The 22,061-nt window shown below is 67.6% G+C and carries 20 protein-coding genes; 4 read left to right on the forward strand and 16 right to left on the reverse strand.

Annotation, left to right across the window (positions count from 1 at the left end):
• Window positions 1–91: 91 nt before the first annotated feature.
• The 6 genes from ssuB to E4487_RS14185 all read right to left on the reverse strand — a co-directional run bounded on the left by ssuB (window position 92) and on the right by E4487_RS14185 (window position 5,478).
• Window positions 92–892 (reverse strand): aliphatic sulfonates ABC transporter ATP-binding protein, encoded by an 801-nt coding sequence (gene ssuB, locus E4487_RS14160; protein ID WP_175253672.1) that lies wholly within the window; start codon window positions 890–892, stop codon window positions 92–94.
• Window positions 889–1,683, reverse strand: a complete 795-nt coding sequence (gene ssuC, locus E4487_RS14165) for an aliphatic sulfonate ABC transporter permease SsuC (protein ID WP_134678309.1) — start codon at window positions 1,681–1,683, stop codon at window positions 889–891. Before ssuC ends, ssuB begins: the two co-directional genes overlap by 4 nt.
• Before the next feature lie 275 nt (window positions 1,684–1,958).
• Entirely contained in the window at window positions 1,959–3,107 is a 1,149-nt protein-coding gene (gene ssuD / locus E4487_RS14170; RefSeq protein WP_175253673.1) for an FMNH2-dependent alkanesulfonate monooxygenase, read from the reverse strand.
• 90 nt (window positions 3,108–3,197) lie between these two features.
• The gene (locus E4487_RS14175; protein WP_175253674.1) at window positions 3,198–4,160 is read right to left on the reverse strand and encodes a sulfonate ABC transporter substrate-binding protein; all 963 of its coding nucleotides are present in this window, start codon (window positions 4,158–4,160) and stop codon (window positions 3,198–3,200) included.
• Between the two features lie 76 nt (window positions 4,161–4,236).
• On the reverse strand, window positions 4,237–4,830 hold the full coding sequence (gene ssuE / locus E4487_RS14180) for an NADPH-dependent FMN reductase (protein WP_037051368.1): 594 nt from the start codon (window positions 4,828–4,830) through the stop codon (window positions 4,237–4,239).
• Between the two features lie 9 nt (window positions 4,831–4,839).
• A complete protein-coding gene (locus E4487_RS14185; protein WP_037051366.1) occupies window positions 4,840–5,478 on the reverse strand; it encodes a peroxiredoxin in 639 nt (212 codons plus the stop codon).
• Window positions 5,479–5,733: 255 nt separating this feature from the next.
• On the opposite strand from E4487_RS14185, the gene E4487_RS14190 reads away from it, so the two are divergent.
• The 3 genes from E4487_RS14190 (at window position 5,734) to xopAW (ending at window position 8,349) form a co-directional block, all read left to right on the forward strand.
• Complete coding sequence (locus E4487_RS14190) at window positions 5,734–6,492, forward strand: response regulator (protein ID WP_175253675.1); 759 nt, start codon at window positions 5,734–5,736, stop codon at window positions 6,490–6,492.
• The gene (locus E4487_RS14195) at window positions 6,489–7,535 is read left to right on the forward strand and encodes an ATP-binding protein (RefSeq protein WP_175253743.1); all 1,047 of its coding nucleotides are present in this window, start codon (window positions 6,489–6,491) and stop codon (window positions 7,533–7,535) included. Before E4487_RS14190 ends, E4487_RS14195 begins: the two co-directional genes overlap by 4 nt.
• 91 nt (window positions 7,536–7,626) lie before the next feature.
• Entirely contained in the window at window positions 7,627–8,349 is a 723-nt protein-coding gene (gene xopAW / locus E4487_RS14200; protein ID WP_175253676.1) for a XopAW family type III secretion system calcium-binding effector, read from the forward strand.
• A 45-nt stretch (window positions 8,350–8,394) separates the two neighbouring features.
• Here xopAW and E4487_RS14205 read toward each other — a convergent pair whose 3' ends face one another.
• From E4487_RS14205 to E4487_RS14250, 10 genes are all read right to left on the reverse strand, one after another.
• The gene (locus E4487_RS14205) at window positions 8,395–9,084 is read right to left on the reverse strand and encodes a response regulator (protein ID WP_150606974.1); all 690 of its coding nucleotides are present in this window, start codon (window positions 9,082–9,084) and stop codon (window positions 8,395–8,397) included.
• On the reverse strand, window positions 9,084–11,735 hold the full coding sequence (locus tag E4487_RS14210; protein ID WP_175253677.1) for a sensor histidine kinase KdpD: 2,652 nt from the start codon (window positions 11,733–11,735) through the stop codon (window positions 9,084–9,086). Before E4487_RS14210 ends, E4487_RS14205 begins: the two co-directional genes overlap by 1 nt.
• Window positions 11,736–11,745: 10 nt before the next feature.
• Entirely contained in the window at window positions 11,746–12,303 is a 558-nt protein-coding gene (gene kdpC, locus E4487_RS14215; RefSeq protein ID WP_175253678.1) for a potassium-transporting ATPase subunit KdpC, read from the reverse strand.
• Between the two features lie 54 nt (window positions 12,304–12,357).
• Window positions 12,358–14,430: a potassium-transporting ATPase subunit KdpB gene (gene kdpB, locus E4487_RS14220; protein WP_175253679.1), complete on the reverse strand. Its 2,073-nt coding sequence runs from the start codon at window positions 14,428–14,430 to the stop codon at window positions 12,358–12,360.
• Between the two features lie 13 nt (window positions 14,431–14,443).
• Window positions 14,444–16,132, reverse strand: a complete 1,689-nt coding sequence (gene kdpA, locus E4487_RS14225; protein WP_175253680.1) for a potassium-transporting ATPase subunit KdpA — start codon at window positions 16,130–16,132, stop codon at window positions 14,444–14,446.
• Between the two features lie 10 nt (window positions 16,133–16,142).
• Window positions 16,143–16,232, reverse strand: a complete 90-nt coding sequence (locus E4487_RS14230; RefSeq protein ID WP_037051350.1) for a potassium ABC transporter ATPase — start codon at window positions 16,230–16,232, stop codon at window positions 16,143–16,145.
• A 183-nt stretch (window positions 16,233–16,415) separates the two neighbouring features.
• Window positions 16,416–17,750, reverse strand: coding sequence for a chromate efflux transporter (gene chrA, locus E4487_RS14235; RefSeq protein ID WP_175253681.1), 1,335 nt, complete (start codon window positions 17,748–17,750; stop codon window positions 16,416–16,418).
• 385 nt (window positions 17,751–18,135) lie between these two features.
• Complete coding sequence (locus E4487_RS14240) at window positions 18,136–18,699, reverse strand: hypothetical protein (RefSeq protein WP_175253682.1); 564 nt, start codon at window positions 18,697–18,699, stop codon at window positions 18,136–18,138.
• A gap of 297 nt (window positions 18,700–18,996) precedes the next feature.
• A complete protein-coding gene (locus E4487_RS14245; protein ID WP_037051342.1) occupies window positions 18,997–19,371 on the reverse strand; it encodes a hypothetical protein in 375 nt (124 codons plus the stop codon).
• 190 nt (window positions 19,372–19,561) lie between these two features.
• A complete protein-coding gene (locus tag E4487_RS14250; RefSeq protein WP_037051339.1) occupies window positions 19,562–20,803 on the reverse strand; it encodes an MFS transporter in 1,242 nt (413 codons plus the stop codon).
• 354 nt (window positions 20,804–21,157) lie between these two features.
• Here E4487_RS14250 and E4487_RS14255 point away from each other — a divergent pair, with 354 nt between their 5' ends.
• A complete protein-coding gene (locus tag E4487_RS14255; RefSeq protein WP_175253683.1) occupies window positions 21,158–21,784 on the forward strand; it encodes a bifunctional 2-polyprenyl-6-hydroxyphenol methylase/3-demethylubiquinol 3-O-methyltransferase UbiG in 627 nt (208 codons plus the stop codon).
• Window positions 21,785–22,061: the final 277 nt, after the last annotated feature.

Below are 22,061 nucleotides of genomic sequence, written 5' to 3' on the forward strand. Positions count from 1 at the left end.
CCTGGGGTCGAAAATGAGCGGCAAGCGGCAAGCTCCGAGCCGCAAGTAAACGCGTGCTGTTCCTGCTTGAAGCTTGTGACTTGCCGCTGCTTCACTGCGCCCAGCGCAGTTGCGTGGGCAGGGGTGAAAGGGGCGGCGCCGGCACCGGCAACTCCGGTAGCGCCAGCACACGCTCGAGCACCTGTGCCTCCAGCGCCGCCAGCTGCGGCGAACCATGCGGACGCGGGCGGGCCAGTTGCACGTCGAGATCGAGGCCGATCCGGCCGTCCTCGATCAGGATCACCCGATCCGCCATCGCCACGGCCTCGGCGACGTCATGGGTCACCAGCAGCACGGTGAAGCCGTGCTGCTGCCACAGGCGCTCGATCAGGCGCTGCATCTCGATGCGGGTCAGTGCATCCAGCGCACCGAGCGGCTCGTCGAGCAGCAGCAGACGGGGACGATGGATCAGCGCCCGCGCCAGGGCTACGCGCTGCTTCTGCCCACCGGACAGCGCCGCCGGCCATTCATTGCCACGATCGGCCAGGCCGACCGCCGCCAGCGCCACCTCGGCCTGCTCGCGCCAGAGACCGGAGAGGCCCAGGCCGACGTTGTCGATCACCCGCTTCCAGGGCAGCAGACGCGCGTCCTGAAACATCAGGCGAACATCCTGGCGCAGCGCGTCGAGCGCGCCTCCGTCGGCCCGCAGCTGGCCACCGCCGGGCCGCTCCAGCCCCGCCAGCAGGCGCAGCAGCGTGCTCTTGCCACAGCCACTGCGGCCGACCACCGCAACGAACTGGCCAGCGGGAATCTGCAGGTCGATGTCCTTGAGTACCTGACGCCCGCTGAAGGATTTCTCGATCCGCTCGATGGCGAGGGCAATACCCTGGCGAATGGCATGCAGCACCGTCATTGGCCACCTGCCTTGGCCTGATAGGCCGGATGCCAGCTCAGCCACACGCGCTCGAGACCACGCGCCGCGACGTCGGCCAGCTTGCCGAGCACCGCATAGAGCAGGATCGCCAGCACCACCACATCGGTCTGCAGGAACTCGCGGGCATTCATCGCCAGGTAGCCGATGCCGCTATTGGCCGAGATGGTTTCCGCGACGATCAGCGTCAGCCACATGAAGCCGAGGGCGAAGCGCACACCGACCAGGATCGCCGGCAGCGCGCCAGGCAGGATCACCTGGCGGAACAGGGCGAAACCGGACAGGCCATAGCTGCGCGCCATTTCCACCAGCGCCGGGTCGACGTTGCGGATCCCGTGGTAGGTATTCAAATAGATGGGAAACAGCGTGCCCAGCGCGACCAGAAAGATCTTGGCCGCCTCGTCGATGCCGAACCAGAGGATCACCAGCGGAATCAGCGCCAGGTGCGGCACGTTGCGGATCATCTGCACCGAACTGTCGAGAAAGCGCTCGCCCCATTGCGACAGGCCGGTGACGAAGCCCAGCAGCAGGCCGATCGCACCGCCGATGAGGAAGCCGCTGGCCGCGCGCTGGCCGCTCACGGCCAGGTGGCGCCAGATCTCGCCGCTGACCAGCAGTTGCCAGCCGGCCTCCAGCACGGCACCAGGGGCCGGCAGGATGCGGCTGGATAACAGGCCGTTGCCGGCCGCCAGCTGCCAGGCCGCCAGCAGCGCCAGCGGCAGGGCCCAGGGCGCGGCGCGCAGGGCCAGTTTGTGAAGGGTCGTGTTGCTCATTTTCTGCCTCGATAACTTGTGTAGCCTCTGTATTCCCCGGATTGCATCCGGGCTACGGGATCAAAAAGCGCCCTCTCCCCAACCCTCTCCCATGAATGGGAGAGGGGGCTGATCGGCGCCGCTGGTTCGGCTGGAGCACGGCTCGGCTCCCCTCTCCCGCTTCGCCCGCTGAAGCGCCCTGAACGCTGCGAAGGGCTGGGACGCAAAGCGGGGGTTGGGAGAGAGGGTCGATGTACTCCGGATGCAATCCGGGAAAACCTGTGCCTGCGCCACCCTCAGCTCGCCGAAGCGGCCTTCGGCAGGATGTCGCTGGAGATCATTTCGCCGAACGGGCTGACGTAATCGCGGCTTTCCGGACGCTCTGGCCGGGCCACGTCCAGATGCGGAAAGAGCAGCTCGGCCACCCGGTACGACTCCTCCAGATGCGGGTAGCCGGAGAAGATGAAGGTGTCGATGCCCAGCGCGGCGTACTCCTTGACTCTTGCCGCGACGGTCGGACCATCGCCGACCAGGGCAGTGCCGGCGCCACCGCGCACCAGGCCGACCCCGGCCCAGAGATTGGGCGAGACCTCCAGGTTGTCGCGACTGCCACCATGCAGCGCGGCCATGCGCTGCTGGCCCACCGAGTCGAAGCGCGCCAGCGAGGCCTGGGCACGATCGATGGTGTCCTGCTCCAGATGGCTGATCAGGCGCTCCGCCGCCGCCCAGGCTTCTGCGCTGGTCTCGCGCACGATCACGTGCAGACGAATGCCGAAACGCACCTCGCGTCCGTGGGCAGCCGCCTTCGCACGCACCTGGGCGATCTTCTCGGCTACGGCCGCCGGCGGCTCGCCCCAGGTCAGGTACAGCTCGACCTGCTCGGCAGCCAGCTCCTGCGCGGCATCGGAAGAGCCGCCGAAGTACAGTGGCGGGCGCGGCTGCTGCAGCGGCGGGTAGAGCAACCTGGCGCCCGAGACCTGGATATGAGCGCCGTCGTAGTCGACGTTTTCGCCCTCCAGCACACGGCGCCAGATGCGGGTGAACTCGACAGCCGCCTGGTAGCGCTCGGCGTGCGACAGGTGCAGGCCGTCTCCAGCCAGCTCCTCCGGGTCGCCGCCGGTCACCAGGTTGAACAGCGCACGACCGTTCGACAGACGATCCAGGGTCGCCGCCTGCCGTGCCGCCACGGTGGGCGAGATGATCCCGGGGCGCAGCGCAACGAGAAATTTCAGCCGCTGCGTGAGCGGTATCAGGGATGCCGCCACCAGCCAGGAGTCCTCGCAGGAACGCCCGGTGGGAATCAGCACGCCGCCATAGCCGAGGCGATCGGCCGCCTGGGCAATCTGGCTGAGGTAGCCGTGATCGACGGCACGGGCACCTTCGGCGGTGCCCAGGTACTTGCCGTCACCATGGGTAGGCAGGAACCAGAAGATATCGAGGCTCATGCAATGGTCTCCTTCTTGGGAAGTCGTCGTAGCCCGGATGCAGTCCGGGGAAATCTGCGCTACCGCCCGGCTTGTATCCGGGCGGCGGGCCTAGCGGGCCTGGGCCACCTTGGCGGGTGGACTCCAGATCACCGACCCGATGTTCAGTGGCCTGGGAATCAGCTTCAGCTCGGTGAAGGTGTCGGCGATCTTCTGCTGCGCCTCGACCACCTGCGGCGTGATGAACCGCGCCCCATAGCCCTGGCGCTCGACGGCCTGGCGGGTAACTTCCGACGGCAGGCCGATCAGCGGCGCGACCTGCCGGGTCGCCTCCTCGGGGTTGTCCTGGACCCAGCCACCCACGCCGCGAATCTCCTCGACCAGGGCACTGAGTACCTGCGGGTGCTTTGTGGCGAAACCACGGGTCGCCAGGTAGAACTGGTGGTTGTCCACCAGGCCACTGCCATCGCGCAGCGCACGCGCCTGCAGTTGCTGTTCGGCGGCGGCCTGGAAGGGATCCCAGATCACCCAGGCGTCGACGCTGCCGCGCTCGAAGGCGGCCCGGGCATCGGCAGGGGGCAGGTACACCGGGGTGATGTCGTGGATGCTCAGGCCGGCCTCCTGCAGCGCACGCACCAGCAGGTAGTGCACGTTGGAGCCCTTGTTCAGGGCGACTTTCCTGCCCTTGAGGTCGGCCACCGTCACGATCGGCGAATCCTGCCGTACGAGAATCGCCTCGCTGTGCGGAGCCGGCGGCTCGAACGCGACGTAGAGCAGGTCGGCACCAGCGGCCTGGGCGAATACCGGCGGGGTTTCGCCCGTGGTGCCGAAGTCGATGGAGCCTACGTTCAGCCCTTCGAGCAGTTGCGGCCCGGCGGGAAACTCCGTCCATTGCACGCTGACGCCCTGCTCGGCCAGGCGTTTCTCCAGCGCACCACTGGACTTGAGCAGCACCAGGGTGCCGTACTTCTGGTAACCGATACGCAGCGTCTCGGCCTGTACATGGATGGCGCCGAAGGTCAGGGTCGCGGCAAACAGGGCGACCAGACTCCGACGCAAAGTGTTGGCGCCCATGGCGACCTCCTTTGCAGATTGAGTGTGGGCCTGCTTGCCCGTTGGCGGGCGAGTGAGGCGGGGTGTTGCGGGTGGTTCAGATGCTCCAGCGGGCGTTCACCAGCCGGTCGTTCAACAGGTTCGGGTCAAGCGGTTGCGGCCGTCGCGCCAGGGCTGCCTGCAGCTGATCCAGGGCCTCATCGAGGCGCTCGCGCAGTTCATCGGCGATCTGCGCCGGCCGGCCCGCTTCCGGGTAGGCGATCTGTCGGTCCACGGCGTACACGCCGCTGAGCATCTCCTGAGCCTTCAACGCCGCCAGCACCGGCTTGAGCGCGTAATCCACCGCCAGCAGATGCGCCGGGCTGCCGCCACTGGCCAGAGGCAGCACCACCTTGTTCGCCAGGGCACGCTCGGGCAGCAGGTCCAGCACCACCTTCAACGCCCCGCTGAACGACGCCTTGTACACCGGCGTGCCGACCACCAGGCCGTCGGCACTGGCCACCAGCGCCTGCAGATGCCGGGCAGACGGGCCGTCGAAGTGCGCATGCAACAGCTCCTCGGCGGGAAAGTCGCGCACCCGCAGCAACGTGACCTCGACCCGCTGCGCGTGCAGACGCTGGCGCACATGATCCAGCAGCACCTCGGTGCGCGAACGCGCCGCAGGGCTGCCGGAGAGCAACACGACGTGCATGCTCGGCCCTCAGCGATTCGGTTGCGGGGTCAGACGCAGATAGGGCTTCAGCGCAAGGTAACCTTTCGGGAAGCGCTGCCTGAGTTCGGCTTCGTCCTTCAGCGACGGCACGATCACCACCTCGTCACCGTCCTGCCAGTTGGCCGGAGTGGCCACCTTATAGGTGTCGGTCAGCTGCAGCGAATCGACCACCCGCAGGATCTCGTTGAAGTTGCGCCCGGTGCTGGCCGGGTAGGTGATGGTCAGGCGCACCTTCTTGTCCGGGTCGATCACGAACAGCGAGCGCACCGTCAGGGTGTCGCTGGCGTTCGGGTGAATCAGGTCATAGAGGTCGGAGACCCTGCGGTCGGCATCGGCGATGATCGGGAAGTTGACGGCGGTGTGCTGCGTCTCGTTGATGTCGTCGATCCACTTCAGGTGCGAGTCAACCGGGTCGACCGACAGGGCGATGGCCTTGACGCCGCGCTTGGCGAATTCGTCCTCGAGCCTGGCCGTGAAGCCCAGCTCGGTGGTGCACACCGGGGTGAAGTCGGCCGGGTGGGAAAAGAGGATGCCCCAGCTGTCACCCAGCCACTGATGGAAGCGGATACGGCCTGCGCTGGAATCCTGCTCGAAGTCGGGGGCGATATCGCCCAGGCGAATGCTCATGCTGATGCTCCTTGGTAGCGGCGTGCTGTGGCGCTCACTATTGCCCAGGAACAAACCAAAACAAAAAGAATAAATAATGATTTATTTATTCTTTTATGGAATTTAAAAAGGCCCTCGCCGATCACCGGTCGATCCGTGTGACAGCGCAACGCAGCGCGGCTTTGTATCATCGCCGATACATTACCGACACGTTCCGGATACGCCGATCACCGAGACTCTCACGGGGCGTTGGCGCCCCGGTATCTTCCGTTGCCGATGGAGCCGTCCCTGGTGCATGACACGACCCAGACCGAAGCCACACCCCGTACCACGCGCGTGCTGCTCGTCGACGACAACGAAGAGCTGCGCGAGCTGCTTGGCGGCTACCTGACGCGCTTCAACATCACCAGCGAGGCGGTTGGCAATGGCGCGGCCATGCGCCTGGCCCTGGCCGGGGGGCACTTCGACGCGGTGATTCTCGACCTGATGCTGCCCGGCGAAGATGGCCTGAGCCTGTGCCGCGAGCTGCGCGCCACGTCCGATATCCCGATCCTCATGCTCACCGCCCGCTGCGAACCGGCCGACCGCATCATCGGCCTGGAGCTGGGTGCCGACGACTACATGGCCAAGCCGTTCGAACCGCGCGAACTGGTGGCGCGCATCCAGAGCATCCTGCGCCGGGTGCGCGATGGGCGTGACACACCACGGGACGAACCACCGTCGCAACTGCGCTTCGCCGACTGGACGCTGCACAGCGTGCTACGCCAGCTGCAGGCGCCGAACGGGCTGGTGGTGCCCCTGTCGAACGCCGAATTCCGCCTGCTCTGGGCCTTCCTCGAGCGCCCGAGGCGGGTGCTCAGCCGTGAGCAATTGCTCGACGCCGCCCGTGGCCGTGCCATCGAGGCCTTCGACCGCAGCATCGACCTGCTGGTCTCACGGCTGCGCCAGAAGCTCGGCGACGACTCGCGCAACCCCAACCTGATCAAGACCGTGCGCGGCGAAGGCTACCTGCTCGACGTTGCCGAGATCCGCTGATGGCGCGCCCCGACAGCCTGTTCGCACGCCTGCTCGGCGTGTTCCTGATCGCCATCGTGCTGGCCCATGCACTGGCCTTCGCCTGGTTCGGCCGTTACGGCGCGCCCCCGCCACCGCCGCCTCCGCCGCACATGGCGCTGGACGGCCTGCCGCCGCCCGAGGCCGGCCCTCCCCCGCCACGACTCGATGGCCCGCTGATCGTCTTCGGCTTTCAGCTGATCACCCTGCTGCTCGCGGCCTGGTACTGCGCGCGCCTGCTCAGCCGGCCGATCCGCCACCTGGCCGAGGCAGCCGAACAGCTGGCCGACGACCTCGACAGCCCTCCGCTGCCACTGGCCGGGCCTCGCGAGACACGCCAGGCCGCCCAAGCCTTCAACCAGATGCAGCAGCGCATTCGCGGTCAGGTGCAGCAGCGCACGCGCATGCTGGCAGCGGTGTCGCACGATCTGCGCACGCCGCTGGCCCGCCTGAAACTGCGCCTGGAACAGATCCCCGATGCGCAGGTGCGCGAGCGCATGGCCCTGGACCTGGCCGAGATGACCGAGATGCTCGATGCCACGCTCGGCTACCTGCGCCAGCTGCACAACGCCGAGCAAGCGCAGAACCTGGATATCCAGGCGCTGGTCGAAGCGCTGGCCGAAGACGCCTGCGAACGCGGCGAGGATGTCGGCGTCCGGGGCCAGTGCGCGCCCCTGCAGGCGCGCCCGGTGGCACTGCGCTCGTGCATCAACAACCTGGTGGAGAATGCCCTGCGCTACGCCGAGCATGCCGAGATCGAACTGCGCGACGGCGCCGAGTGGGTCGAGGTACGCGTCATCGACTACGGCCCGGGCATCGCGCCGGCCTTGCGGGAAAGCGTGTTCGAGGCGTTCTACCGCGTGGAAGGCTCGCGCAATCGCAACTCCGGCGGCGTGGGCCTGGGGCTGACCATCGCCCGCGAGGCGGCACAACGCCAGGGCGGCGACATCCACCTGGAAGAAACCCCCGGCGGCGGCCTGACGGCCATACTGCGCCTGCCACGCGCGCTCACGTGTCCTGCCTGATACAAAGTCCACACACCCCGTACATAAGCGCCCCTGAACCTGCCATGGCTGAAGAAGCCTCTTCAGCCAGCCAACCATGGGAGCAACGCTCATGATCAGTGGTGTCAGCAGTTACTCGGGCTACGCCTACAGCTCGACTTACGCCAGCACCCAGCGCAGCACCGCCAGCAGCGGAAGCTGCGCCGGAGGCCCGGCCAACATGCAGGAGAAGCTGTTCAGCCTGCTCGACAGCGACGGTGACGGCAGCGTCGCCAAGGAAGAACTGAGCAGCATGCTCAGCGCCGCACAGGAAAACGACAGCAGCCTGAGCATCGACATCGACGAGCTGTTCAGCCAACTCGATGGCAATGGCGATGGCAGCCTCGACAGCGACGAGATCGCCGCACTCGCACCGCCGCCTCCGCCGCCACCGGGCGGGCCCAACCCCGAGGACATGTTCGCCCAGCTCGACGCCAACGGTGACGGCCTCATCGATGCCGACGAACTCGCGGCACTGGCCAACGACGGCGCAGTGGACACCAGTGCCCTGCTCGCCGAGCTGGACAGCGACGGTGACGGCGGCCTCGACCTGGACGAGCTGAGCGCACTCGCGCCACCCCCTCCGCCGTCTGGCGGCCCGTCATTCGAACTGGCGCAGGGTAGCGAAGGCGACGACGCGACGCTGGACGGCCTGCTCGAGGCCGTCGCCCAGCGCCCACCCAGGCCCGAGCTCGAACCACAGGTCTCGGAGATGATCGGCAAGCTGCTGCAGCACTACCAGAGCAGCCAGAACGACGCCGGCAGCCTGGGTAGCCAGCTCAGCCTCAGCGCCTGAGCGCGAGCCGCCGCTGGCCTCACTGGCGGCGGCGTCCAGCGCCGCTCAATCGCCCCTCAGGCGGTAGCCCACGCCCGCCTCGGTGATCAGGTAGCGGGGCGCGGCCGGATCGTCACCCAGCTTCTGTCGCAGATGACCGACCACCACGCGCAGGTAGTGGCTGTCACCGACGTGGCTCGGCCCCCAGATGTCGCGCAGCAGCTGCTGCTGCGTCACCACGCGCCCGAGGTGCTGGCCAAGCAGGGCGAGCACCGCATACTCCTTGGGCGTCAGGGCGACTTCGCCGCCCTCCACGCTGACCCGTCGATAGGCCAGGTCGATGTTCAGCCCGCCACAGACGATGTTCGCCGGCAGCGCTTCGCGTACCTGCCCCTGGCGCAGCAGCACGCGCACACGGGCCAGGAACTCCTGAATACCGAAGGGCTTGCTCACGTAGTCGTTGGCGCCGCCGTCCAGCGCCAGCACCTTCTCGCCCTCGCTGGCGCGCACCGACAGCACCAGCACCGGCACCTGGCTCCATTCACGCAGCCGGCGCAGGACCTGCTGGCCGTCGAGATCGGGCAAACCAAGGTCGAGCACCACCACATCCGGGCTCTGCAAGGCCGCCTGGGCCAGACCGTCTTCGCCGTTCGCGGCCTCCAGCACCCGATAGCCCTGAGCACTGAGGGCGATGCGCAGAAACTTGCGAATCTGCGCCTCATCGTCGATCAGCAGAATGCTCGGTCCCTGGCTCATCACTCTTCCTCGGTGGCTTGTGGTTGCGCGGTCAATGGCAGGTGCAGGGTGAGGCTGGCACCACGGCCATCCAGCCCGTCGCCGACGCTGACGCGGCCACCGTGGGCACCGACCATGCCCTGGCAGATGGCCAGGCCCAGCCCCGTGCCCTGGCCACCACGGTCCCCGCGCGCGGCGGTGTAGAACATGTCGAAGATCTTCACCCGCTCCGCCTCGGGAATGCCAGGCCCCTGATCGGCGACGACGAAACGCAACGCCTGTTCATCGAACTCCAGCGACACACGCAGACGCCCATCCGGCGGCGAGAAACGCGCAGCGTTCTCCAGCACGTTGACCAGCGCCTGCTCGATCAGCGCCGCATGCACGTACAGCAGCGGCGGCTCTGCCGGCAGCACACACTGCACCCGCAGCGGGGCAAGCACCGTGCGCAGGCGCTGCAGGGCGCTGGCGACGATGTCGCTGGGCGCCACCCAGTCACGCGCCAGCTTGAGCCCGCCATGGCCCAGGCGGGTCATGTCGAGCAGGTTCTGGATATAGCGGTCGAGCCGTTCGGCCTCATCACGGGTGCCTTCCAGCAGCTCGTGGCGATCCGCTGCGGGGATCGCGTCGCCCAGTGCCAGCAGGGCGTCGATGGAACCGCGCATGGCCGTCAGCGGCGTACGCAGGTCGTGCGACACCGAGGCCAGCAAGGCACTGCGCAACTCTTCGGTCTGTCCATGCAGGCGCGCGGCTTCCAGCTCCTCGGCCAACTGCGCGCGCGCCAGGGCCTGTGCCAGCGGCTGAGCGAGCGCGGCGACCAGCCGGCGGCGCGTGTCCGTCAGCGGCGTGCCAGCGGCTGTCCGCAGGCCGAGCAGCAGCAAGGCGCCCTCCTCCCCGCACAGCGGCCACCACCACCAGCGGCTGCCCGGCAAGGTGTCGGTGCCGAGACCAGCGGGCTGCTCATGCTGCCAGGCCCAGTCCGCGGCGGCGCGCTCGGCGTCGGACAGCTCGATGCGCAGGCCACCCTCGTGCTGCCACGGCCCCTGCGCCATGCGCGACAGCAGCGTCAGTTGCACCTCCGCCCAGCCGCCCAGTTGCTGCTCGGCCACCGCCAGCACGGCCTGGCGGTCAGCGGCGACGGTCAGCTTGCGCGACAGCTCCAGCAGTGCCGTGGTTTCACCCTGCATGTGGCGCAGTGCCTGCACCTGGCGCCGCTGACGGCTGGCCAGGTTACCGGTCAGGCCGGCCATGAGCAGGAAGAACAGCAGCGTCAGCACGTCCTCCTGACGCTGGATGTGCAGGGTCAGGGTCGGCGGGATGAAGAGGAAGTTGTAGACCAGAAACGACAGCCCCGAACACAGCAGCGCCGGCCCCAGGCTGCTGCGTACGGCCACCAGCAGCACGGCGGCGAGAAACACCAGCGAGATGTTCGGCAACTCCAGTATCCGCGCCAGCCCGAGGGCGATCAGCGTGGCACCGGCGGTCGCCAGCAGCGCCAGCAGATAGTCGCGCCAGCGCGGCGCCGGTTGCCGGCCACGCCCGGCGTGCGGCTGCCCCGCCTCGGCATCCAGCACGCTCACTTCCAGTCCGGCCCCCGCCGCCAGCAGGCGCTCGCCGACACCACGGCCGAACCAGCGCCGTCGCAGGCGCCGTGCACTGCTGCCAACCAGAATCAGGCTGGCACGCCGCTCGCGGGCATGCTCGAGCAGCGTGCGCGCCACCGACTCGCCGTGCAGGATCACCACCTCGCCCCCCAGGCGCTCGGCCAGGCTCAAGGCCGCCTGCACCCGCCCACGCTGCACGTCGTCCATGGCCTGGCGGCTGTTGACGTGCACCACCGACCAGGGCAGATGACGCCGCTCGGCCACCCGGCAGGCGTGACGCACCAGGCGCTCGGCCTCGCCATCGCCGTCCACCCCCACCAGCAAGCGCCCAAGCACGCTGGGCGCGGCCTGGCCAAGCTGGCGGTAGCGCCGGTCGAGATCGGCATCGACCCGTGCGGCAGCGGTCTGCATGGCCAGCTCACGCAGCGCGGTCAGGTTGGTCGGAGAGAAGAACGCGTCGATGGCTGCCCGCGCCTGTTCGGGCATGTACACCTTGCCGTCGCGCAGGCGCTCCAGCAGCTCGCGCGGCGGCAGGTCGATCAACTGGATCTCGTCGGCTTCCTGCAGCACCCAGTCCGGTACGGTTTCACGCACCTGCACCCCGGTGATGTCGCGGATGCGGTCGTTGAGGCTCTCCAGGTGCTGGACGTTGACCGTGGTGTAGACGTCGATGCCGGCCGTGAGCAGCTCCTGCACGTCCTGCCAGCGCTTGGCGTGACGACTGCCAGGGGCGTTGCTGTGCGCCAGCTCGTCGACCAGTGCCAGCCTCGGCGGATCGAGCAGCAGACCGTCGAGGTCCATCTCGCAGATTTCCAGGCCACGGTAGGGCAGGCGCCGTGGCGGCTGTTGCGGCAAGCCCAGCAGCAGGGCCTCGGTGTCGCTGCGACCATGGCTTTCGACCACCCCCGCACGCAGCGGCACGCCCATGCGCAGCTGCGCATGGGCGGCCTGCAGCATGGCGTAGGTCTTGCCCACGCCGGGCGCAGCACCGAGAAATACCTTGAGCCGCCCACGGCCTTCGCGGGGCAGGTCGGCAAGCAGCGCTTCGGCGCGCAGGCTGTCAGTCATGGCGGGATCATCAGCGGGCGTTGAGGGGCGGATTGTCGATCAGCGCCAGGTTCAGGGCCAGCACATTGACCACCGCAGGGCCAAACAGCGGGCGTTCGGTGTGCGCCTCGATCAGCTGCGACAGCACCTCTGGCGCCAGGTTGCGCGCCTGCGCGATGCGTGGCAACTGCCAGGCAGCGGCCGCGGGTGACAGATGCGGGTCGAGGCCGCTGGCCGAGGTGGTCACCAGTTGCATCGGCACCGGCGCCTGAGCGTCGTGGCCGGCGCTGAGCCGTGCGACGCGCTCGTACAGGCGCGGATTGCTCGCCGCCAGGTTGCTGGCGGCGCTGGCCACGGTGGCGTAATCACCCGCCGAGGGGCGTGGCTGGAACCACTGATCGCCGTCGAAGGCCTGGGCGATCAGGCGGCTGCCACGCACCTGCCCCGTTTCGTCTCGCACCAGGCTGCCGGCAGCCTGGTCGGGGAATGCCAGGTGCGCCATGGCCGTGACCGCAAGCGGGTAGGCGACGCCGGTCAGCAGGGTCATCAGCGCCAGGGTGGCGACGGCAGGGCGAATATGTTCGAGCATGATGGTTCTCCAGAAGGTCGCCCCGGATCAGCTCCGGGGCAGGTCGAGCGCGGACTACACCCAGCCCAGCGCCACCAGCAGCAGGTCAAGCAGCTTGATGCCGGCGAAGGGGGCGAGCAGGCCGCCGAGGCCGTAGATCAGCAGGTTGCGCCGCAGCAGCTGGCCGGCATCCAGGGCCCGGATGCGCACACCGCGCAGCGCCAGCGGGATCAATCCGACGATGATCAGGGCGTTGAACACGATGGCCGAGAGAATCGCGCTTTGCGGGCTGTGCAGCTGCATCAGGTCGAGTGCGCCGAGCTGTGGATAGATACCGGCGAACAGCGCCGGCAGGATGGCGAAGTACTTCGCCACATCGTTGGCCAGCGAGAAGGTGGTCAACGCACCGCGCGTCACCAGCAGCTCCTTGCCGACCTGCACCACGTCGATCAACTTGGTCGGGTCGCTGTCCAGATCCACCAGGTTGGCGGCCTCGCGGGCGGCCTGAGTCCCATCGTTCATGGCCAGTCCGACATCGGCCTGGGCCAGAGCCGGTGCATCGTTGGCACCATCGCCGCACATCGCCACCAGCTTGCCCTCGGCCTGCTCGGCGCGGATGCGCGCCAGCTTCTTCTGCGGCGTCGCCTCGGCGATCACGTCGTCTACCCCCGCCTCGGCGGCGATGGCCGCAGCGGTCAGCGGGTTGTCACCCGTCACCATGACGGTGCGGATACCCATGGCGCGCAGCTCGGCGAAGCGCTCACGGATACCCGGCTTGACCACGTCCTTGAGGTGAATGGCGCCGAGCAGTCGCCCGCCAGCGGCCACCAGCAGCGGTGTACCGCCGCTCTTGGCAATCTTCTCCACCTCGCTCGCCAGTGCCGCCGGCATGCCGTCACGCCCCAGCCCGAGGTAGGCCAGCACGGCGTCCACCGCGCCCTTGCGATAGGCCAGGCCATCCACGTCGACACCCGACAGGCGTGTCTCGGCGCTGAAGGCGATCAGCCTCATGCCATCAGGAGCGGGCAACGCCAGCGGCTGCAGCGACGCCAGGTACTCGACGATCGACTTGCCCTCCGGGGTGTCATCGCCCTGCGACGCCAGCAGCGCCGCCCTGGCCAGCTCCGCCGCAGCGACCCCGGGCGCCTGGAGCAGCGCGCTGCAGCGGCGGTTGCCGAAGGTGATGGTGCCGGTCTTGTCCAGCAACAGGGTATGCACGTCACCGGCCGCCTCGACCGCGCGCCCCGACTTGGCGATGACGTTCAGGCGTACCAGGCGATCCATGCCGGCGATACCGATGGCCGAGAGCAGGCCACCGATGGTGGTGGGGATCAGCGTCACCAGCAGGGCGGCGAGATAGATCAGCGGCAGGTTGCCGTCGGCGAAGCGGGCGAAGGGCTGCAGGGTGGCTACCACCAGCAGGAAGATCAGAGTCAGGCCGATCAGCAGGATATCCAGCGCGACTTCGTTGGGCGTCTTCTGCCGGCGCGCGCCCTCGACCAGCGCGATCATGCGGTCGAGCGTGGACTCGCCAGGATTGGCGGTGATCCTCACCAGCAGCCAGTCCGACACCAGGCGGGTATTGCCGGTGACTGCCGAGCGGTCCCCGCCGGACTCCCGGATCACCGGCGCTGACTCACCGGTGATGGCCGCCTCGTTGACCGCCGCAATCCCTTCGATCACCTCGCCATCGCCCGGTATCAGCTCGCCGGCCTCGACCCGCACCACATCGCCCGTACGCAGGCTGGCGGCGGCGACCGAGTGGAACTGCGCACCGACCCGCTTGCGCGCCATCAGTCCCTGGCCGGCGGATTTGAGGCTGTCGGCACGCGCCTTGCCACGGCCCTCGGCCAGCGCTTCGGCGAAGTTGGCGAACAGCACGGTGAACCACAGCCACAGGGCGATCTGCACGCCCAGGGCAGTGCTTACCTGGCCATCCCCGGGCTGAGCGGCTGGCACGAAACACAGCACGCTGGTGACCAGCGCCGTCAGCTCGACCACCAGCATCACCGGTGAACGCACCAGCTGGCGCGGGTCGAGCTTGACGAAGGCCTGCCTGAGGGCCGGGCGCCACAGCGCACCGAGGTGGGTCTGCACCTGGCCGCTGGACGGGTTGGCGCTGCATTGCGCCGATACATGGACATTCATCACGGGCGCTCCTTCACAGTGCCAGGTATTCGGCCAGCGGGCCCAGGGCCAACGCCGGCATGAAAGTCAGGCCACCCACCAGGAGGATGGTCAGAGTCAGCAACACGACGAACAGCGGGCCGTGGGTGGGGAAGCTGTTCCGCCCCAGCGGGGCCGTGCGCTTGGCCGCCAGGCTGCCAGCGATCGCCAGCACCGGCAGGATGTAGCCGAAGCGCCCGAGCAGCATGGCCAGGCCGAGCATGAGGTCGTGGTAGGGGGTGTCGGCGCTGAAGCCGGCGAAGGCCGATCCGTTGTTGCCGGTGGCCGAGCCATAGGCATACAGCGCCTGGGTGAAACCGTGCGGGCCGGGGTTGCCGATGGAGGCCGCAGGTCCGGCGAAGCTCACCGCCAGGGCAACGCAGACCAGCACGCCGAGCGGCATCACCATCAGCGTGGCGACCAGCAGGCGCACCTCGCGCGCCTCCAGCCGCTTGCCCAGGTAGGCCGGTGTGCGACCGATCATCAGGCCGGCGAGGAACACCGCGATCAGCACGAACAGCAGCATGCCGTAGAGACCGGCGCCGATGCCGCCGAAGATGATCTCGCCGAGCACCATGTTGAACAGCGGCACCAGCCCGCCAAGCGCGCTGAAACTGTCGTGCATGGCGTTCACCGAGCCATTGGAGGCCGCCGTGGTGGTGGTGGCCCAGAGCGCCGAAGCGAAGCTGCCGAAGCGGGCTTCCTTGCCCTCCAGTGAGCCCACCTGCTCGACGGGCAGCCCCGCCAGCAGCGGATTCGGCTGCAGCTCCGCCCAGGCACAGAGGCCCAGCCCCATGGCGAACAGCAACAGCATGCTGGCCAGGATCGCCCGGCTCTGACGCAGGTCCCGCACGTAGTGACCGAAGGCGAACACCAGCGCTGCCGGGACCAGCAGGATCGACGCCAGCTCCAGCAGATTGCTCAGCGCCGTGGGGTTCTCGAAGGGGTGCGCCGAGTTGACCCCGAAGAATCCGCCGCCGTTGGTGCCCAGCTGCTTGATGGCAATCTGGCTGGCCGCCGGCCCCATCGGCAGGGTCTGCTCGCTGCCCTGCAGGGTGGTCGCCGCCACGTAGTCGCTGAAGGTCTGCGGTACGCCCTGCCACACCAGCAACAGCGCCAGCAGCAGACACAGCGGCAGCAGGCCGTAGAGCACGGCGCGGGTCAGGTCGACCCAGAAGTTGCCCAGGCGGTCGCTGGACTGCCGCATCAGCCCCCGGCACAGCACCACCAGCACCGCCAGCCCCACCGCCGGGCTGACGAAGTTCTGCACCCCCAGGCCAAGCATCTGACTGAAATAGCTGAGCTGTGCCTCACCGCTGTAGGCCTGCCAGTTGGTGTTGGTGACGAAGCTCACCGCCGTGTTGAAGGCCAGCGGCAGGCTCATCCCGGCCACCTGCTGCGGATTGAGCGGCAAGGCGCCCTGCAACAGCAGGATGCCGGTCAGCACCAGCAGGCAGACCAGCGTGAAGGCCAGCAGTGCCAGGCTGTAGCCGCGCCAGCCCTGCTCCTGCTGCGGGTCGATGCCGGCGACACGGTAACAGGCGCGCTCCAGGGGTTGCAGCAGAGGGCTCAGCCAGGTGCGCTGGCCTTCCATCACACGATAGAAGTAGCGCCCCAGAAACGGCGCCGGTGCCAGCACCAGCAGGGAAAAAGCTGCCAGCAGCAGCCAGTCGTTGTCGTGCATGGCCACCTCCTCAGCCGCGCCCGGCGGTGAGCAGAGCCACCAGCAGGTAGGCGAAGAGGCCGATCACCAGGATCAGCGACACACCATCGATTGCGTTCATGTTCAAAGCTCCACGATGCGGGACGTCCGCTCGCGAGCATTGTCGGAAGGCCGGCCGTAAAGATTCGATTGGCGGGCGGCTGGCGGGGCGTAAAGAAAGCGTATCGATGCAGCGGCGCCGGGCCTGTGGCGGCGCGCCGGCTCAAGCGCCGCGCAATCCGTCAGGCATTGGCAAGCCCGCCACTCAGGCCAGCAACTGCACCGCCAGCCCCAGCAGCGCACAGGCCAGCAGCGTCTCGATCACGCCGCGCCGCAAGCCCAGCAGCGCCACGCCCGCGCCCAGCGTGATCGCTGCCGACAGCCAGTCGAAGGTCCCACCGAAGCCCTCTGGCCAGAGCACGTGATAGGCGAAGAACAGCGCCAGATTGACGATGACCCCGACCACCGCAGCGGTGATGCCGGTCAGCGGCGCGGTGAACTGCAAGCGGCCGTGGGTCGACTCCACCAGCGGCCCGCCGGCGAGGATGAACAGGAACGACGGCAGAAAGGTGAACCAGGTGACCAATGCAGCCGCCAGAGCACCACTGGCGAAGGCCGAGTCGCCCGCGAACAGCGGCTGGCCATAGGCACCGACGAAGGCCACGAAGGCCACGACCATGATCAGCGGCCCCGGCGTGGTCTCGCCGAGCGCCAGGCCGTCGATCATCTGCCTGGGCGTCAGCCAGCCATACTGCTCGATGGCGCCCTGATACACATAGGGCAGCACCGCGTAGGCGCCGCCAAAGGTCAGCAGCGCCGCCTTGGTGAAGAACCAGCCCATCTGCGTCAGCGTGCCCTGCCAACCGAACGCCAGGGTCAGCAGGCCCATCGGCAGCAACCACAACAACGCGCCCAGCAGCAGGATCAGCCCCAGGCGAGTGGGCCGGAAACGCGTATGCGCCAGGCGTGTGTCGTCATCGATCAGCGCCGCCACGCGGGCGGGGCCAACCTCGCCATGCGCAGCCGCGCCGGTGAAATGCTGCGGCGCCAGGCGCCCGCCGAGGTAGCCGATCAGCGCGGCAGCCAACACGATCAGGGGAAAGGGCAGCTGCAACGCGAAGATCGCGACGAAGGCCGCCAGCGCGATGCCCCACAGCCAGGCGTTTCTCAGCATCCGCCCGCCGATGCGCCAGGCCGCCTGCGCCACGATGGCTGTCACCGCCGGCTTGAGGCCATAGAAGAGCCCCGCCACCAGGGGCACGTCGCCATAGGCCAGATAGACCCAGGACAGGCCGATCAGGATCAGCAGCGATGGCAGCACGAACAGCACACCGGCGATCACCCCGCCCCAGCTGCGGTGCATCAGCCAGCCGATATAGGTGGCCAGCTGCTGCGCCTCCGGCCCGGGCAACAGCATGCAGTAGTTCAGCGCATGCAGAAATCGTCGCTCGGACAGCCAGCGGCGCTTCTCCACCAGCTCCTGATGCATGATCGAGATCTGCCCGGCCGGCCCGCCGAAGCTGATCAGCCCCAGTTTCAGCCAGAAACGCAACGCCTGCAGCAGGCTGACCGGGGCAGGACGCTCTGGCGAATCGGACATTGGGCAGGCTCCAGCACGACGAAAACCGACCGCCCACTATAGCCGCGAAACATGACAGCGAAGCGACAGCGCACGAAAAACGACCAGCCTCCCGCAGCCCTTGTACCACCTGGCCTGGAACGCTTTTCCCGCATCTTATCCACAGCGCTTTCCCCAGATTCTGTGCATGAGCCGGGCGCCTGCGGCCCGCCCCTGCCCCGCTGTGGGAAACTCAACGCAAGTCATTGATTGATCGAACGATGCGACCTGTCGATGACGCCAACAAGACGTCACTGGGCAAAAACTGAACGGCTCCGGGCAGGCCGCGGGAATGCTAGGCAGGAAGGGCTTTTGCAAAGGTTATCCACAGGACTGCCAACAGAATCTGTGAAGCAATCGGGAGGCGTCAGCCGTTGTACAGATAGACCACCAGGCGCTTCTCGGGGCTGACGACGATCAGGCCGATCCGACCATAGGCGTAATAGCTGCCCGGGCTGTTGATAAGGCTGTCGACATCGCGTATCAGCGCGGCGGCCACCTCGATGCAGAAGCCGTAACGACAGAGGTAATCGAGGCTGCTCAGCGACTGCTGGCGACTGTCCACAGGCCAGTGCCGCTCGTCCGCGGCGATCGGCGTTTCTTTCCAGTCGCTGTAGGAGCCGCGCCAGCGCCGCCCTGCAGTGGCGCTGTTGCCCGGCATGTTCTCGAAGAACCCCAGCCCCGTGCCGGCGAGCGCCGCGGTGGCTGCGGGCAGGCGATAGACGAGAATCCCGGTCTCGTTGCCGCCTGGGCCGAATCCCCAGGACTCCTCCATGGCATAGACAATGGAGGTGACCTGCAGCGCGTCGGGCACCAGGCTCAGGCGGTGCTCGTTGAGCGTGTGCAGATAGGCCAGGCGGATCGCCAAGGCACAGGCGAAGGTGCCGAGGACCAGCGTTGCGTAGATGAGCAGCTTGCGAGCGGTGGACATGCGCCGTTTCGTCCCTGAAGGTCAGTCGTCCTGCCAGCCCGGGGAGCAGGCTGGCCCGCCCTACTCTACACAGGCCGGGACCACAGACAATGGGGACAACGGTCAACCGGCCCGCACACAGGGAAACGCCCGACAGACAGCTCGGTAATGCTGTTCATCTGAGGTGCACACGTTTGGCTCCCCTCTCCCATTCATGGGAGAGGGGCTGGGGGAGAGGGGACTATGTGCGTCCGACTACCTCTCCTGAGAACAGCATTACGACAGGTCGGGCGTTTTCCTCAGCGTGCCGGCCCCGGTTCAGTTGCCGGCGGCCTTCAGCAGCGGGTTGCCATTGGCGCCGGCACCGCCGTTGGTCTTGTAGGCGTCGAGCAGTTTGCCGGCCTTGCTCCACTCGAACACGGTCGACTCGTTCTTGTTGTACGCCCCCGGTATCGCGGTGATCAGGCTGTAGTCGTACTTCCACACTTCCTTGCCGCTCAGCTCGGACTTGGAGTTAGGGTGACCGACCTGCTTGACGACCTCATCCTGGGTGGCACCGGAACTTTTCAGCTGCTGCAGCGTTTCCGGGGCGATGTACACGCCGGTCTCGTAGTCCAGCGGCGTACGAACGTTGCAGCCTGCCAGCAGGGTCAGAGAGAGGGCCGCCGCGGCGATGAGGGTTGTCTTGTTCATGCTGAATGTCCTTGTTTTGATCCGTCCATACCGCCCACGGGGCCTCGGCGCTGCGCGCGAGCAGCCACGCAAGGGCGGTAAGCAAGGAGCATAAGGACGGGCAGGTGGCCCAGCCATAACACAGATGACCTAATGGCCTTGTGCTGGCTGTACCGCCCCGGACCAGGATCGCGTCAGCGACCGAACGCTGTCAGGCCACCTTGCTCGGCGACGCATCCTCGAAACGGTCGACCTTGCGCAGGCTCTTGAAGCCGAGCATCCAGCCGCCGGTCACCAGCAGGGTGCAGGCGCAACCGAGCAACGCCGCCGGCACCACGCCGAACCAGGCGGCACTGGTACCGGCGCGGAATTCGCCCAGCTCGTTGGACGAACCGATGAACAGCATGTTCACCGCGTTGACCCGGCCACGCATGGCGTCCGGTGTGGAGAACTGCACCAGCGAGGAACGAATGTACATGCTCACCATGTCCGCACCGCCGGCCACCATCAGCGCGGCGAAGGACAGCCAGAACAGGCTGGACAGGGCGAACACCAGGTTGGCCAGGCCGAACAGCGCCACCGCGCCGAACATCACCAGGCCGACATGACGGTTGAAGGGTCTCATGCTCAGGTACAGGCCCACGGTCACCTCGCCGATGGCCATGGCGCTGCGCAGCAGGCCCAGGCCCGTGGGGCCGACCTCCAGCACCTCCTGGGCGTAGATCGGCAGCAACGCCACCACGCCACCGAGCAGCACGGCGAACAGGTCCAGCGAGATGGTGCCGAGAATGATCGGCCGCGTGCGGATGAAGTGGATGCCCGCAGTGAAGCGCGCCCAGGCGGTCGACTCCAGCGCCTGCATCTTCTCCGCATAGCGCACCGGCACCAGCGGCAGCAGCGCCGTACCAACGAGGAAACACAGCAGGCACACCGAGTAGGTCAGGCCACCGCCGCCGATGGCGTACAGGCCACCGCCGAGCACCGGGCCGGAGATGGTCGCGCCGCGCATGATCATGCTGTTGGCCGCGATGGCCGCCGCCAGGCGCTCGCGCGGCACGATCTGCGGCAACAGGCTCGACAGCGCCGGCCCGGTGAAGGCACGGCCACAGCCGTAGAGCACCAGCACGGCGTAGTACCAGCTGACCGGCGCCTCGCTCAGTGACAGCCAGAGCAGCGCCCCCGCGCACAGCGCCTCCACCAGCCAGCTGAGCATGAGGATCAGCTTGCGGTCGTAACGGTCGATCAGGTCGCCCGCCGGCATCAGCAGCACCAGCATGGGGATGAACTGGGCCAGGCCGACATAGGCCAGCGACAGGGGATCGCGCGTCAGGTCATAGACCTGCCAGGCCACCACGATGGCCTGGATCTGCACGGCGAAGACCACCACGATGCGCGCGACGAGAAAGGGCAGGAAACCGGGAAGCCGGTAAACGGAAACTGGGGCAGCGGACACGGAGGAAACCTCGAGGCATGACCGGCCGGTGCCGGTCGAGGTGAGCCGGCCAATCTACGGCAAAGCCCTGCCATGGGGCAAACCGGTGAACAGGTTGTTGCGCTGGTTGCTCCACAGGCAGATGGCAACCGAAATATTTTGGGCCGGATCGACGAATCTTGTGCAGTCGCGGCTGAAGCCCCTCCCACGCTCCGTGCGGTTGCGGGCGGTATGGTTCAGACCACAAACCCGTAGGAGGCGCTTTAGCGGCGAGCTGTTTCATCGCGGCTGAAGCCGCTCCTTGGGAATAGCGTGCAAGCGCAGAGGCAGACGACTTTGGTAGCCTTGTCCGAACGTTTTTACGGAAGCCTCGCCATGCCGCTCACCCTCGACGAACTCGCCCAGATCAGCGCCCTGACCCTGAGCCACTATCAGGACAGCGCCGAGGATTTCCGCGCGGGCACCCGCGACCACGACGTCAGCCAGAACATCGCCGCCCTGCTGCGCCATATCGAGGCGCCGAGGCCCTGGCGCATCCTCGATCTCGGCTGCGGCCCCGGCCGCGACCTGCGCACCTTCAGCGCGCTCGGGCATCAGGCCGTCGGCCTGGATGGCTGCGCCGAATTCGTCGAGATGGCGCGCACCGACAGCGGCTGCGAGGTGTGGCAGCAGAACTTCCTCGCCCTGGACCTGCCCGAGGCGCAATTCGACGGTATCTTCGCCAACGCCAGCCTGTTCCATGTGCCGGACCAGGAGCTGCCGCGCGTGCTCGGCCAACTGCATGCGGCGCTGAAAACCGGCGGCGTGCTGTTCAGCTCCAACCCGCGCGGCGACAACCAGGAAGGCTGGAACGGCCCGCGCTACGGCAGCTACCACGACCTGGAGCGCTGGCGTGCGCGGCTCGTCGCTGCCGGCTTCGCCGAGCTGGAGCACTACTACCGTCCAGACGGCCTGCCGCGTGAGCAACAACCCTGGCTGGCCAGCGTCTGGCGTGCCCGCTGAACACAGGCCGGCCGCGACTCACAATGGGGCAGGGATTCGCGCCGTGCATTCTTTTGGGCTGCGCGCGCCACCCGCAACGCGCCTGAGCGCAGCGCCCGAGGCCCGGAACAGAGCGGCCTGGCGCATCTCGACAGGGATTGGCACAGCCACTGCATGACTCCGTACAAGCCCGGCCACCCGGGCAACCCACTCGGTCAACGGCGATCGAACAGCCAACGCAGGCAATTGGGTAGCGACGTGCCATAGAGCGGCACGCGACAGAACAGGCAAAGGCGCC

It is taken from the genome of Pseudomonas sp. BMW13, assembly GCF_013357275.1.
In the GTDB taxonomy this organism is placed as follows: Bacteria; Pseudomonadota; Gammaproteobacteria; order Pseudomonadales; family Pseudomonadaceae; genus Aquipseudomonas; species Aquipseudomonas khazarica.

Coding starts and splice junctions, on each gene's coding strand:
- ssuB (WP_175253672.1), bottom strand. CDS start 892: ATGACGGTGCTGCATGCCATTCGCCAGGGTATTGCCCTCGCCATCGAG.
- ssuC (WP_134678309.1), bottom strand. CDS start 1,683: ATGAGCAACACGACCCTTCACAAACTGGCCCTGCGCGCCGCGCCCTGG.
- ssuD (WP_175253673.1), bottom strand. CDS start 3,107: ATGAGCCTCGATATCTTCTGGTTCCTGCCTACCCATGGTGACGGCAAG.
- E4487_RS14175 (WP_175253674.1), bottom strand. CDS start 4,160: ATGGGCGCCAACACTTTGCGTCGGAGTCTGGTCGCCCTGTTTGCCGCG.
- ssuE (WP_037051368.1), bottom strand. CDS start 4,830: ATGCACGTCGTGTTGCTCTCCGGCAGCCCTGCGGCGCGTTCGCGCACC.
- E4487_RS14185 (WP_037051366.1), bottom strand. CDS start 5,478: ATGAGCATTCGCCTGGGCGATATCGCCCCCGACTTCGAGCAGGATTCC.
- E4487_RS14190 (WP_175253675.1), top strand. CDS start 5,734: ATGGAGCCGTCCCTGGTGCATGACACGACCCAGACCGAAGCCACACCC.
- xopAW (WP_175253676.1), top strand. CDS start 7,627: ATGATCAGTGGTGTCAGCAGTTACTCGGGCTACGCCTACAGCTCGACT.
- E4487_RS14205 (WP_150606974.1), bottom strand. CDS start 9,084: ATGAGCCAGGGACCGAGCATTCTGCTGATCGACGATGAGGCGCAGATT.
- E4487_RS14210 (WP_175253677.1), bottom strand. CDS start 11,735: ATGACTGACAGCCTGCGCGCCGAAGCGCTGCTTGCCGACCTGCCCCGC.
- kdpC (WP_175253678.1), bottom strand. CDS start 12,303: ATGCTCGAACATATTCGCCCTGCCGTCGCCACCCTGGCGCTGATGACC.
- kdpB (WP_175253679.1), bottom strand. CDS start 14,430: ATGAATGTCCATGTATCGGCGCAATGCAGCGCCAACCCGTCCAGCGGC.
- kdpA (WP_175253680.1), bottom strand. CDS start 16,132: ATGCACGACAACGACTGGCTGCTGCTGGCAGCTTTTTCCCTGCTGGTG.
- E4487_RS14230 (WP_037051350.1), bottom strand. CDS start 16,232: ATGAACGCAATCGATGGTGTGTCGCTGATCCTGGTGATCGGCCTCTTC.
- chrA (WP_175253681.1), bottom strand. CDS start 17,750: ATGTCCGATTCGCCAGAGCGTCCTGCCCCGGTCAGCCTGCTGCAGGCG.
- E4487_RS14240 (WP_175253682.1), bottom strand. CDS start 18,699: ATGTCCACCGCTCGCAAGCTGCTCATCTACGCAACGCTGGTCCTCGGC.
- E4487_RS14245 (WP_037051342.1), bottom strand. CDS start 19,371: ATGAACAAGACAACCCTCATCGCCGCGGCGGCCCTCTCTCTGACCCTG.
- E4487_RS14255 (WP_175253683.1), top strand. CDS start 21,158: ATGCCGCTCACCCTCGACGAACTCGCCCAGATCAGCGCCCTGACCCTG.